Source organism: Mycobacterium paraffinicum (assembly GCF_025822865.1).
In the GTDB taxonomy this organism is placed as follows: Bacteria; Actinomycetota; Actinomycetes; order Mycobacteriales; family Mycobacteriaceae; genus Mycobacterium; species Mycobacterium paraffinicum.
Genome location: NZ_JACKUR010000021.1, coordinates 352612 through 364761 on the forward strand (window position 1 = coordinate 352612; position 12150 = coordinate 364761).

The 12150-nt window shown below is 67.6% G+C and carries 16 protein-coding genes and 2 tRNA genes; 10 read left to right on the top strand and 8 right to left on the bottom strand.

The genetic code is table 11. The features are described 5' to 3' along the window. Positions 1-96: 96 nt before the first annotated feature. Genes H7J89_RS10225 through H7J89_RS10235 form a run of 3 tightly spaced genes read right to left on the bottom strand, consistent with a single transcriptional unit; the run spans position 97 to position 2403 of the window. Positions 97-288, bottom strand: a complete 192-nt coding sequence (locus tag H7J89_RS10225) for a hypothetical protein (RefSeq protein ID WP_264043087.1) — start codon at positions 286-288, stop codon at positions 97-99. A 29-nt stretch (positions 289-317) separates the two neighbouring features. Next, complete coding sequence (lipE, locus tag H7J89_RS10230; protein WP_264043089.1) at positions 318-1553, bottom strand: lipase LipE; 1236 nt, start codon at positions 1551-1553, stop codon at positions 318-320. Positions 1554-1578: 25 nt separating this feature from the next. Next, the gene (locus tag H7J89_RS10235) at positions 1579-2403 is read right to left on the bottom strand and encodes a crotonase/enoyl-CoA hydratase family protein (protein ID WP_264043091.1); all 825 of its coding nucleotides are present in this window, start codon (positions 2401-2403) and stop codon (positions 1579-1581) included. A gap of 23 nt (positions 2404-2426) precedes the next feature. On the opposite strand from H7J89_RS10235, the gene H7J89_RS10240 reads away from it, so the two are divergent. Next, positions 2427-3011: a TIGR03086 family metal-binding protein gene (locus tag H7J89_RS10240; protein ID WP_264043093.1), complete on the top strand. Its 585-nt coding sequence runs from the start codon at positions 2427-2429 to the stop codon at positions 3009-3011. Between the two features lie 104 nt (positions 3012-3115). On the opposite strand, the gene H7J89_RS10245 is transcribed toward H7J89_RS10240, so the two are convergent. Beyond that, positions 3116-3577, bottom strand: coding sequence for a DUF4334 domain-containing protein (locus H7J89_RS10245; RefSeq protein ID WP_264043095.1), 462 nt, complete (start codon positions 3575-3577; stop codon positions 3116-3118). 11 nt (positions 3578-3588) lie between these two features. Then, positions 3589-4656: a histidinol-phosphate transaminase gene (gene hisC, locus H7J89_RS10250; RefSeq protein ID WP_264043097.1), complete on the bottom strand. Its 1068-nt coding sequence runs from the start codon at positions 4654-4656 to the stop codon at positions 3589-3591. 84 nt (positions 4657-4740) lie between these two features. Between hisC and H7J89_RS10255 the strand changes: the two genes are divergently transcribed. From H7J89_RS10255 to H7J89_RS10265, 3 genes are all read left to right on the top strand, one after another. Then, positions 4741-4829, top strand: a tRNA-Ser gene (locus tag H7J89_RS10255). Positions 4830-4871: 42 nt separating this feature from the next. Next, positions 4872-4944 (top strand) — tRNA-Arg (locus H7J89_RS10260). A gap of 80 nt (positions 4945-5024) precedes the next feature. Continuing rightward, complete coding sequence (locus H7J89_RS10265) at positions 5025-5675, top strand: DUF1345 domain-containing protein (RefSeq protein WP_264043099.1); 651 nt, start codon at positions 5025-5027, stop codon at positions 5673-5675. A gap of 13 nt (positions 5676-5688) precedes the next feature. Here H7J89_RS10265 and H7J89_RS10270 read toward each other — a convergent pair whose 3' ends face one another. Together H7J89_RS10270 and H7J89_RS10275 are read right to left on the bottom strand one after the other, a co-directional pair. Continuing rightward, complete coding sequence (locus H7J89_RS10270) at positions 5689-6189, bottom strand: hypothetical protein (protein WP_264043100.1); 501 nt, start codon at positions 6187-6189, stop codon at positions 5689-5691. A gap of 19 nt (positions 6190-6208) precedes the next feature. After that, positions 6209-7207: a phosphotransferase family protein gene (locus tag H7J89_RS10275; RefSeq protein ID WP_264043804.1), complete on the bottom strand. Its 999-nt coding sequence runs from the start codon at positions 7205-7207 to the stop codon at positions 6209-6211. 208 nt (positions 7208-7415) lie between these two features. Between H7J89_RS10275 and H7J89_RS10280 the strand changes: the two genes are divergently transcribed. The 6 genes from H7J89_RS10280 (at position 7416) to H7J89_RS10305 (ending at position 11665) form a co-directional block, all read left to right on the top strand. Continuing rightward, entirely contained in the window at positions 7416-8357 is a 942-nt protein-coding gene (locus tag H7J89_RS10280; protein ID WP_264043102.1) for a class I SAM-dependent methyltransferase, read from the top strand. A gap of 27 nt (positions 8358-8384) precedes the next feature. Further along, complete coding sequence (locus tag H7J89_RS10285; RefSeq protein WP_264043104.1) at positions 8385-8795, top strand: MmcQ/YjbR family DNA-binding protein; 411 nt, start codon at positions 8385-8387, stop codon at positions 8793-8795. Positions 8796-8898: 103 nt separating this feature from the next. Beyond that, positions 8899-9147: a hypothetical protein gene (locus tag H7J89_RS10290; protein ID WP_046182738.1), complete on the top strand. Its 249-nt coding sequence runs from the start codon at positions 8899-8901 to the stop codon at positions 9145-9147. A 10-nt stretch (positions 9148-9157) separates the two neighbouring features. Next, positions 9158-9313 carry a DUF6131 family protein gene (locus H7J89_RS10295; RefSeq protein ID WP_090419013.1) on the top strand — a complete coding sequence of 52 codons (156 nt, stop codon included), beginning with the start codon at positions 9158-9160 and terminating at the stop codon, positions 9311-9313. 152 nt (positions 9314-9465) lie between these two features. Further along, complete coding sequence (locus tag H7J89_RS10300; RefSeq protein WP_066954966.1) at positions 9466-10170, top strand: response regulator transcription factor; 705 nt, start codon at positions 9466-9468, stop codon at positions 10168-10170. Continuing rightward, on the top strand, positions 10148-11665 hold the full coding sequence (locus H7J89_RS10305) for a sensor histidine kinase (RefSeq protein ID WP_264043111.1): 1518 nt from the start codon (positions 10148-10150) through the stop codon (positions 11663-11665). Before H7J89_RS10300 ends, H7J89_RS10305 begins: the two co-directional genes overlap by 23 nt. Here the strand turns inward: H7J89_RS10305 and H7J89_RS10310 are convergent. After that, positions 11658-12134, bottom strand: a complete 477-nt coding sequence (locus H7J89_RS10310) for a lipoprotein LpqH (protein ID WP_066954962.1) — start codon at positions 12132-12134, stop codon at positions 11658-11660. The genes H7J89_RS10305 and H7J89_RS10310 overlap by 8 nt on opposite strands. Between the last annotated feature and the right edge of the window lie 16 nt (positions 12135-12150).

Below are 12150 nucleotides of genomic sequence, written 5' to 3' on the forward strand. Positions count from 1 at the left end.
AGACCCGGACCAGCGTTTCGGCGGTGTGGGCGGGGGCCTCCGGAAGCGTTCAGAGTCCATGTCTTTGGTCGCCCGACGACGCCGGGCCGGCAAACACTAGTAGCTGCGATCGCCTTCGCTGTCGTCGAAGAAGCGCCATTCGCCGTCGGCTTCGACTTCCATGCGCCAGCCCAATTCGTTGCCTTCGACCGCCTCATCGGCGAACCACGCGTGCGCCTTGTCGGCGCTGTCGATGTCCTTCGTCGCGACGACGTCGCCTTTCGGGTTGAGCACTCGGTAGGTAGCCATGGCGGCAGTGTTCCCACCGCGGGGCACCCTCAACCGGTGGGGATCTCGGCGGTGATCGTGTCCATCAGGGCGGTGTAGCGCTTGGCTTCCGGGTCGCGCCCGGGCTTGCCGCTGCTGACCACGCCGGCGGCCAGGCCGCGCGCCGGGTCGGCCCAGATCGCGATGTTGACCAGGCCGAGATTGCCGAACGCGTGCGGTGAGTTGAGCCCGAACGGCCCCCACCGGTTCGTTCCGAGGATGAAACCGGTGCCCCACCGGGCCGGTTGCAGCCCGACCGCGAAATCCGGTCGCAATCGCCGGCATTCCTTGATCGCGCCGTACATCGTCTCCGGGCTCATCACCCGCACCCCGTCGAGATTTCCACCGCGACGCCAGATTTCGGCGAACCGCGACATCTCGTGTGCGGTCGACACCGTGTTGGACGACGGGATGATGGTGGTGAGAAACATCGGCGTGTTAGTGATCGGGATCATCTCGTGCACGGTCCCGCCGATCGCCTTGCGGAAGATCTGCGCGACGACCGGCGGCAACGGGCGGCCGGTCGCGTGGCTCGGCGCGACCAGCGGCAGGTCCTCCTCGGCGACACCGAAGTTGGTCCACCGGAAGCCGAGCGGGTCGAGGATCTCCGTGGCGAGGATCTCGCGAATCTCCTTGCCGGTGGCCGCGTAGACGATCTCGCGCACGAGCGGGCCCCAGGTCAGCGCGTGATAGATGTGCACCAGCCCCGGCCGGTAGAGGGGGCGCAGCTCGCCCAGCTTTTGCTGGGCGTACTCGTGGTCGTCCGCGCGCTTGACGTCCGGCTTGGGCCCGGTCGGGAACGGAAGTCCGGCGCTGTGGGTCATGACGTGCCGGATGGTGATCCGATGCTTGCCGTGACTGGTGAAGGTGGGGATGTAGTCGCAGACGCGGTCATCGAGTGAGAAGACGCCACGCTCGACGAGCATGTGCACCACGGTCGCCGCCATTCCCTTGGCCGCCGAGTAGACGCAGAACGGCGTGTCCGGAGTGACGGGGACCTTCTCGGCGTCGGGCGGGTCGCTCGGCGCGTTGCCCCAGCCGTGGCCGATCGCGCGGTTGAGCACGACGCGCCCGTGCCGGCGGATGCACAGCTGGATGGCGGGGTGGAAGCCGCCCCGGTACCAGTGCCGGGCGGCCCCCCAGATCCGCTCGACGGCGGCGCTGTCGATTTCGGAGTGGTCTTCGTCGCCGATCGTCGTCACGGCGTCCAGGTCGGCCGGGACGCGGATTCTGCCGTCTGGTGTCACCCCAGCGAGGGTACGTGCCGCCGAATCACTCCCCGGTGAACCGCGGCGGACGCTTCTCGAAAGTCGCCGCGATGCCCTCGGTCAGGTCCTTCGAGGGCAGGAAGGCGGCGTTCCAGGCGGCGACGTAGCGCAGGCTCTCCGAGACCGCGGCTATGCGCTGCTGGTCGAGGACGTCCTTGATGCCATGCACGGCCAGCGGCGGGTTGGCGGCGATCTCGGCCGAGGTGGCGTGTGCGGCGGCCAGCGTGGCGTCGGCGTCGTCGTACACGTCGTTGACCAGGCCGATCTTCTCGGCCCGGGCCGCGTCGATGTCCTTGCCGGTCAGCGCGAGTTCGCGCAGGTCGCCGTCGTTCAGGATGTACGGCAGGCGGGCCAGGCTGCCGACGTCGGCGACGATGGCGAGCTTGACCTCGCGCACCGAGAACTTGGCGTCGGCGCTGGCGTAGCGGATGTCGACCGCGGAGATGAGGTCGACGCCGCCGCCGATGCACCAGCCGTGCACCGCGGCGATGGTCGGGGTCCGGCAGTCCGCGACGGCGGTGATGGCGCCCTGCATGCGTTTGACCTCGCGGTGGAACACCGCGCGCGGGCCGGCCAGCGCGTCACCGGTCAGCAGCGGGGTGAACGATCCACCCATCGCCGGCACGTCCAGGCCGTAGCTGAAGTTCCTGCCCGAACCGGTGATGACGACGGCCCGCACCTCGGGGTCGGCGTCGAGCTCCGCGAACAGCTCCGGCATCTCCGACCAGAACGCCGGGCCCATCGCGTTGCCCTTGCCCGGCCCGATCAGCGTCACCTGGGCGACGTGATCTTTCGTTTCCACCGTGACGGATTCGTATGCTTGCGCCATATCGAGACCGTAGCGTGGCAAACATGGCTCCTGATTTGCGGCCCGGCCCTGATTCACCGCCGACCGACGAACTGCACAGCGCCGAGGACACGCTCGGGGTGTTGCAGCGGGTGCTGCACACCATCGCGGCCGACGACCGGTCGCGGCAGACCCCGTGTGCGGAGTTCGACGTCGCGCAGCTGACCGACCACCTGCTGAACTCGATCACGGCGCTGGGCGGCATGGTCGGCGCGCAGATTCCGGAGCGCGACCAAGGCGAATCGGTGGAACGCCAGGTGGTCGCCGCGGCCCGGCCCGCGCTGGACGCCTGGCACCGCCACGGCCTGGACGGGTCGGTGCCGTTCGGCAAGGGCGAGATACCCGCCAAGGGCGCGTGCGCCATCCTGTCGCTCGAATTCCTGGTCCACGCTTGGGATTACGCCGCCGCCGTGGGACACCAGATCAACGCGCCCGAACCGCTGTCCGAATACGTGTTGGGGCTGGCCCGCAAGGTCATCAGGCCGGAGCTCCGGGGCGGTGCCGGGTTCGACGACCCCGTGGACGTGCCCGAAGATGCCACTGCGCTCGAGCAATTGGTCGCGTTCACCGGCCGCAACCCGGCCCGCTGACCCCTGCCCGTTTGTCGAGTGTGACGCCATGGCGGCCGCGCCCGGCGTGTCGCCGCCCCGGACGCACACTCAAAGCCGTCAGCTCACACGCGACGGCTCGGGCGCTAGACCCGTTCGAGGTAGAAGTAGTAGTACCGGCCGTTATCCCGGACGCCCTTGCCGTTCATGATGCCCATCACGGCATCGTCGTCGATCTTCTTGAAGTGGTCGTGTACGGGTTGGCCGTCGTAGACCATCGTCGCGGTGACCTCCCCGCGGAACTCTTCAAGCCAGAGGCTGGCCTCGCCCTTGCCCATCTCCTTGTTGGAGAACTTGTTGCCGTCGGCGTCGAGGCACACCAGCGGCTGCACGTCGCGGGCCGAGGAGAAGGTCTTGCCGAACCAGCCCGCCTTCTCCAGCTGGCCGTTCATCCGGTGGCCGGTGCGGAACTCGCCGCCCTTCCACTCGCCGAGCATCCCCTCGATCGTCGCGGGTTCGAGGCTCGCCCAGAAGTCGTCGAGCTCGCTGTCGGGAATGTCGCCGCCGCGTTCCTTGAACTCGGTGAACAGTTTGCGCGCCAAGTCCAACGGACCACTCCTTACGTTTCGGTGCGGGAAATCCACTCGCGGGCGAAGTGCAACAGAGCGTCATTCTCCTCCACCGCACCGATGGTGATGCGCACCCCCTCGCCGGCGAACGGCCGCACGATCAGCCGCGCGTCGGCGGCCTGCTCGGTGAAGTCCGCGGTGCGTGCACCCAGCGGCAACCAGACGAAGTTGGCCTGTGAGGGCGGCAGGGCGAACCCGGCGTCGCGTAACCCTGCGCTGACCCGGGTGCGCTCGGCCACCAGAGCGTCGGTGCGGGCCGCCAGTTCGTGCGATGCCTCCAGCGACGCGATGGCGGCCGCCTGCGCGACGTTCGTCACGGCGAACGGCATCACCACCTTGTCCAGCGCGGTGATGAGGTCGGGGTGGCCGATCGCATAACCGATGCGCAAGCCCGCCAGGCCGTACGCCTTCGAAAAGGTCCGCAGCACAACGACGTTGCTGCGGGATAGCGCGAGCTCCAAGCTGTTGGGCAGCATGCCGTCGCGGATGTATTCGACGTAGGCCTCGTCGATGGCGATCAGGATGTGCGGCGGCACGGCCCCGATGAACCGGGCCAGGGCGTCCGGATCGACCACCGTGGACGTCGGATTGTTCGGATTGCAGACGAAGATCAGCCGGGTGCGGTCGGTGATCGCGGCGAGCATGGCGTCGAGGTCATGCGTGTGGTCGGTCAACGGCACTTTGACCGCGGCCGCGCCGGAAACCTGGACGATGGGCAGGTAGCACTCGAAGCTGCGCCAGCCCATCATCACCTCGTCGCCGGCGGATGCGGTGATCTGCACCAGCTGCTGGCACAAGGTGACCGAACCGCTGCCGACCGCGATGTGCTCCGGTGCGACGTTGGAGCCAAGGTGCATGGCCAACGCCGCCTTGAGGTCCACGCTGGCGTTGTCCGGATACCGGTTGACGACGGCAACGGCGCGCTCGATCGCCGCCCGCACGCTGGGCAGGGGACCGTACACGGTCTCGTTGCTGGCCAGCTTGATCGAGCCCGGCACGTTCTTGCCGGGCACATAGACTGGCAGTCCGGCCAGTTCGGGACGCAGGCGAGCGGTCACTTCGACAGTTTATGTCGCGGATGTGTACGCTATGGCCGGTTCCGCGAGACCGGAAAGGGGTCGGGTACCCTCAAACAGTCCAAGGGAGGCGTGCCAGAGCGGCCGAATGGGGCTCACTGCTAATGAGTTGTCCCCCTCAAAGGGGACCGGAGGTTCAAATCCTCTCGCCTCCGCTGGGTCCTTAACGGAACACCACGCAAGACAACTGAACACGGGCGCCCGTAGCTCAACGGATAGAGCATCTGACTACGGATCAGAAGGTTAGGGGTTCGAATCCCTTCGGGCGCGCTTTCGAAATCGTGACCCGGCGTATTAGCTGGGGACCTATTCCAATCGGTCCCATTCGGGGCGTCTGCTTAAGTCGATCTGTGACTTCCTATGTGCGTTTTCTCCGTGACACCGTCGCGGTGCGGATCTTCGTTGCCTTGATCGCCGGAACGGCGGTGGCCGTCGTCATCGCCGGTGCACTCGGTGGGAGGTTCGCTCTGCTCGGCTGGGTTGTCGCCGCCGCGCTGTATGTCGCGTGGAGCTGGCTCATCATCGCCCCGATGGATGCAGAACGCACCGCCCGGCATGCGACCCGCGAGGACGCCACCCGGTTGCTCGCCGACGTGGTCATCGTCTCAGCGAGTGTGGGCAGCCTCGGCGGGGTGGGATACGTCGTGGCGGCGGGCACACATTCGGGCGGCGAAGCCGTCGCAGCGGCGGGCGTCGGCATTCTGGCCGTGGTGGCGTCGTGGTTTGCCGTGCATACGCTTTTCACCGCGCACTATGCGCGCCTCTACTACTCCGACGAGGTCGGAGGCATCGATTTCCACGACCCACATCCGCCGCGCTACCTGGACTTCGCATATGTGGCTTTCACCGTGGGCATGACCTTTCAAGTGTCCGATACGGAGATCAACGCCTCTCGGCTGCGCGCAACCGTCTTACGCCATGCGCTGCTGTCGTACCTTTTTGGCGCGGTAATCCTGGCCGTCACCATCAACATGGTCGCCGGGTTGAGCGCCAAACTCTGACGGCCCCTGGTCGCTAGCGTCCGCCGAACGGGCCCCCGAACGGCCCGCGACGGGGCGGCACGGTCACGGTTTGCGTGACGGTGCTGGTGTCGGTGCTCGGCGAGACCGTAACGGTGCTCGGCGGTTCCGTTGTGGTGGGGGTGTCGGAGCTCGGTGGCGGGGCCGTCTCGGTGACGGTCTCGGTCGGGACGCCACCGCCGCCTCCGCCACCACCGTGGTGCCGTGGCGCCTCCGTGGTCGTGGCGGTGGTCACCGTTGTGGTCGGCGCGGTGGTCGTAGTTGTCGCTGCGGGGCTGTGCGCGGGGGAGCCGGCCACCAGCTTGACCACCGCGTACGCCACGAGCGCAAGCACGATCACCCCGACCGCACCGGCCGCGACGAGCGCCGCCGGGCGGCGGTACCACGGGGTCGGCGGCTCGGGCTGGGGCGCCGGCTCGTCGTAATACCCGCCGCCATACCGCGCGGCCTGGGTGGGCTCGGAGTAGTAGTCGGGTTCCTCGGGATAAGGCGGCACGAACCCAGATGTTAGTGGATCAGCCCTGGTCCTCGATCAGGCCCAGCGCGCGCTCGAACAGGTGCACCGTGGCCGCGTGCAGCTGGTCGCCGACCTCCTTTTCGGCCTTGCCGGCGCAGGCCCGGGCGAGTGTCCCCTCGATCACGATGCCCAGCTTGAAGCACGCCAGCACCGTGTACCAGGTGATGTGCGACAGGTCGCGGATGGTGTTGGCCGCATAGCGTTTCAAGAGTTCGTCGGTGCCGGCCAGACCGTCCTGACCGCCCAGGGCGTGGCTGAACACGCTGGAACCGTCGGGCTGGCGCCAAGTGGCCAGCAGCCAGCCCAGGTCCAGCAACGGGTCGCCGATCGTGCACATCTCCCAGTCGACGATGGCAACCACGTCCGGCCCGGTTCGGGAGAACATCACGTTGGCGGCGTGGTAGTCGCCGTGCATGATGCCGGGCGTCCACGTCGCGGGCCGATGGCGCTCCAGCCAGGCCGACACTTCCTCGATGCCCGGGATGTCCGGTCCCGGGTAGCCGTCGTAGTCGCTGTAGGAGTCCAGCTCCGACAGCCAGCGCGGCACCTGGCGTTCGAGGAAGCCTTCCGGTTTGCCGAAGTCGGTGAGCCCGACCGCGACGTGGTCGACCGCGCCCAGCTTGGCCAGCGCATCGGCCATCGAGAGGCCCATGCCGTGCCGCACGCCGGCATCGCTTGCATGCAGCGGTGGCAGTCCCTCGCCGGCGTTGAACCCGTCGATCGGGTCCATCAGGTAGAAGACGGCGTCGCCCAGGACGGCGGGGTCTTCGCAGGCCGCGATCAGGTGCGGGTGCGGCACGTCGGAATCGGCCAGGGCGGCAAGGACTTTCGTCTCGCGCAGGATGACGCTGTTGCTCCGCGGACGCAGGTGTCGCGGCCCGCGGCGCAGCACATAAGGGCGGCCGGCGCGGCTGAACCGCAACATGATGTTCTGGGTGCCGCCGGTGACGGGGGAGACGTCCTCCAGCGGGCCTACGCCGAGACCCTGCTCGGACATCCACGCCGCGACGGCGTCCAGGTTCACGGCATCCACGTGCGGCCCTTACCGATCGGGGCAAACACTTCCGTCATGCCGGCGCTCCTCTGCAACCCCTGTGGGCCGTCTGGGAAAAAGCGTAGGCCACCGCCGGGAAGCGGCCGCGGGTGGCGGCGGCTGGAACAATAGTGTGCGGAACTAACTGACTCGCGCGTGAAGGGAACTGGCGATGCCGCGTACCGACAACGATTCCTGGGACATCACCCAAAGCGTGGGAGCCACCGCACTGGGTGTCGCGGCGGCGCGGGCCGCCGAGACCGAGAGCGCCGACCCGCTCATCAACGACCCGTTCGCGCGCGTGTTCGTCGACGCGGCCGGCGAAGGCATGTGGAGCATCTACGCCGACCCCGCACTGCTGGCCAAGGCGGTGGAGCTGGAGCCCGAGGTGAGCACGCGCATCCAGCTGATGATCGACTTCATGGCCACGCGGACAGCGTTTTTCGACGAGTTCTTCCTCAAAGCGGCCGACTCCGGGGTCCGGCAAGTGGTGATTTTGGCGGCCGGGTTGGACGCGCGCACTTGGCGCCTGCCATGGCCCGACGGCACGGTCGTCTACGAGCTGGACCAACCCAAGGTGCTGGACTTCAAATCCAACGCGCTGCGCGAGCACGGCGCCCAGCCGAAGGCGCGACTGGTGAACGTGCCGATCGATCTGCGGCAGGATTGGCCGAAGGCGTTGCGGGAGGCGGGATTTGACGCGACCAAGCCCGCCGCCTGGTCGGCCGAGGGGCTGGTCCGTTACCTGCCCGCGCAAGCCCAGGACCTGTTGTTCGAGCGCATCCACTCGCTCAGCGCGGACGGCAGCTGGCTGGCTTCCAACGTGCCGGGCGCGGGCTTCACCGACCCGGAGCTCGTCCGGCGCCAGCGCGAGGACATGCAGCGCATGCGGGCCGCGGCCGCCAAGCTGGTCGACTCGGAGATCACCGACTACGACGACCTCTGGTATCCCGAAGAGCGCACCCCCGTGGACGGTTGGCTGCGGGACCGGGGCTGGGACGTTGCCACGGCGACGTTTTCGGAGTTGATGGCTCGTTACGGTCGCAACGTTCCGCGCGATGCGGAACACACGATGCCGCCCACGCTGTACGTGTCCGCGCAGCGGCGCGGCTAGGGCGTCAGGGCCGCTACCCTCGCCGGTGTGGCTGATCGACCCGCGCGAGTGAGCGACGTACACGAGATCGCCGCGTCGATGCCGCACGTTCAGCGCGTGGAGGGTCCGAAGGGCAACGCCATCTATCAGGTGGGCGGCAAGTCGTTTGTGTTCTTCCGCACGCCGCAGCCCGACGCGACCGATCCGGACACCGGCGAGCGCTATGCCGACGTGATCATGCTTTGGGTGGAGTCGGAGAGCGACAAGCTGGCGCTGACCCAGGATCCCGATTCGCCGTTCTTCACCACTCACCACTTTGCCGGACATCCATCGGTACTTGTGCGGGCCGCCCGGCTGCCCGAAATCGGCAGGACGGAACTTACCGAGCTGATCCAGGACGCATGGCTTTCGCGGGCGTCGAATAGGCGGGCGACGGCGTGGCTCGCCGACCGCGCTTAGTCCCCCGGGCTTCGCTGGCACACTGCCGAATTCACCCATCGCCAATGTTTAGACACAAGTCGAATGGGTAACTATCGTCCACGAGAAATTTTTCTCGACCACATTGGAGGTCACCATGCGTGGCAGCGGAATCATCGGGACCATTGCCCTGGTATGGCTGCTCATCGGGGTGTTTGCGGCATGGCAACGCGATTACTTCAAAGGTGACTCAACCAGTTGTGTCACGGCGGGAAACATCGCGTTGACCGTCATCGCGGGGCCTTTGAATTACGGGGGCGTCAACCCGAAAGTCAAGGACTGCCATGTTCCGCAGCCCAGTTCAATGCCTGGTGTCCTAGTGCCCCTCACCTAAAGGAGTCGTCATGATCGTCCTAGGCGTAGTCCTACTTATTCTCGGGTTTGTATTCAGCGTCCCCTTGCTGTGGGAAATCGGCGTCGTCGTGCTCGTCATCGGCGCCGTGCTGTGGATCATGGGCTCGATCGGCCGCCCAGTCGCCGGCCGGCGCTACTGGTATTAGCCACTTCGCCGGGAAAACGGAATCGCGCGACTGCCTGGCAGTCGCGCGATCCCATTCACAGGGCGCGCAAAGGTAAGCCATAGCGGCGGCTCAGCGCGGTGCGCATACTGGACCTTGTGACCCAGCCCCGATCCTCCGTCGAGCGGGTCGTCATGTGTCGCGCCGATGGGAACCCGATCAACGTGTTGGTCGTGGACGACGAGTCGGTGCTCGCCGAAATGGTGTCGATGGCGCTGCGGTACGAGGGCTGGAACATCGCGACCGCGAGCGACGGGGCATCGGCCATCGCCGCCGCCCGCGCCCAACGCCCCGACGTGGTCGTCCTCGATGTGATGCTGCCCGACATGAGCGGGCTCGATGTCTTGCACAAGTTGCGCGAAGAGACCCCGCAGCTGCCCGTGCTCCTGTTGACGGCCAAGGACGCCGTGGAAGACCGCATCGCCGGGTTGACCGCGGGCGGCGACGACTACGTCACCAAACCGTTCAGCATCGAAGAGGTGGTGCTGCGGTTGCGGGCGCTGCTGCGACGCACCGGAGTGACGACGGTGGACAGCGGCGCGCAGCTGGTGGTCGGCGATCTGGTGCTCGACGAGGACAGTCACGAGGTCACCCGTGCCGGCGAGCCAATTGCCCTGACCTCCACCGAGTTCGAGTTGCTTCGATTCATGATGCGCAACTCCAAGCGCGTGCTGAGCAAGGCCCAGATCCTCGACCGGGTGTGGAGCTACGACTTCGGCGGCAGGTCCAACATCGTCGAGCTCTACATCTCCTACCTGCGGAAGAAGATCGACAACGGCCGCGACCCCATGATCCACACGCTGCGTGGCGCGGGTTATGTCCTCAAGCCGGCTCGCTGACCCCGGGCGGGCCTGGTCCCTGCGGCTGCGGTTGCTTGTCGGGCAGATCGTCGTGCTGGCCATCGTGTGCGTCGGCATCACCGCGGTGACCGAGCTGGCGCTGAACCACCATCTGGTGAAGCAGCTCGACGGCCAGCTCGCCGGCACGTCGTTCCGTTCGGCGCTGATGTACCCCGAACCGAACCGTCCGGGATGGCGGCGCGAGCACTCCTACTACCCGAGGCCGGGCCCCGGCCCCCGATTCCTGGACGCCCCGGGTCAGCCGGCGGGCATGGTGGCCGCGGTGATCAACCACGGCAAAACGGTCGGCGCCGGCTACCTGACCAGCAGCGGCACCCGGGCCGCGCTGACCCCGACCGCCCAAGACCAACTGGAGCGGATCGCCGACAGCCGCGCGCCGGTCACGGTGAACCTGGATGGCCTCGGCCGCTATCGAGTGGTCGCCGCCCCGAGCCGAAACGGCGGCGACACCATCGTCACGGGGCTGTCGATGGCCAACGTCGACGCCACCCTGATCCGGATGCTGATCATCTTCGGCATCGTCACCGTGATCGCGCTGGCGGCCGCGACGATAGCCGGGGTCGTCATCATCCGGCGGGCGCTCGCGCCGCTGCGCCGCGTCGCGCAGACCGCGAGCAGGGTGGCCGACCTGCCGCTGGACCGCGGTGAGGTCGAGCTCCCGCTGCGGGTGCGCGAATCCGACGCCAACCCCGCTACCGAGGTCGGCCAACTCGGGTCGGCCCTCAACCGGATGCTCGACCACATCGCGGCCGCGCTGTCGGCCCGGCAGGCCAGCGAGACCCGCGTCCGCCAGTTCGTCGCCGACGCCAGTCACGAACTGCGCACGCCCCTCGCCGCCATCCGCGGATACACCGAGCTCACCCAGCGCATGGGAGACGACCGGGAGGCGGTGGAACACGCGATGAGTCGCGTGGCCTCCGAGACCGAACGAATGACGCGCCTGGTTGAGGACCTGCTGCTGCTTGCCCGGCTGGACTCCGGGCGGCCGCTGGAACGCGAGCCGGTCGACCTGTCGCGGGTGGCGGTCGACGCGGTCAACGACGCGCATGTCGCCGGGCCGGACCATCAGTGGGAGCTCGACCTGCCCGAGGAACCCGTGATCATCACCGGTGATGCGGCCCGGCTACATCAGGTCCTGGCCAACCTGCTCGCCAACGCCCGTCTGCACACCGGCGCGGGCACGGTCGTGACCACCCGATTGAGCACCGAGCCGGCCAACACCGTGCTGCAGGTCATCGACAACGGCCCCGGCATCCCGGCGGCGCTTCAGTCGGAAGTGTTCGAGCGGTTCGCCCGCGGTGATACCTCGCGCTCCCGCAAGGGCGGCAGCACCGGGCTGGGTCTGGCGATCGTCTCCGCGGTCGTCAAGGCCCACAACGGAACGATCACCGTGGACAGCTCGCCCGGCCGTACCGAGTTCACGGTGCGGTTGCCACTCAACGGGTGGCAACCGCCCGCGTCCTCAGCTAGCTAGAGCAATTGACGTCGATTTCGAACGGCTTGTTCACCGGTTGCATCGGGTTGGCCATGTCGACCCCGGTGGCCGTCCCGGTGATCTTGTAGCTGTTGCCGTTCTTCTCGGCGGAGGCGTTGCCCTGGCCGGTCCCGGAGGTGTAGCCCAGCGTCACACCGTTGACGTTGCCCAGCCCGACCGACTTCACCTGGGGCGGGTTGGCGTCGGTGAGCACGGCGGCGATCCCGGTCGCTGCGCCACCGATCGCGATGTTGGTGTTGCCGCCGGCCGTGGTGCACACGACGGAGCCGCTCACGTTCTGGTCCTTGCCGTCGATGAGGACCTTGGTTCCGCTGGCAGCGCCCGCCGAGGTGTTCACCGCGGAGCTGGTGCCCGAACCGCCCGAACTCGACTTATTGCTGGAACAGCCGGAAATACCGGCGGCCAGAACTGCCGCTCCGGCCACCGCGACCATCAGTCCACGCTTCACATGTTCTCCTTTGCCC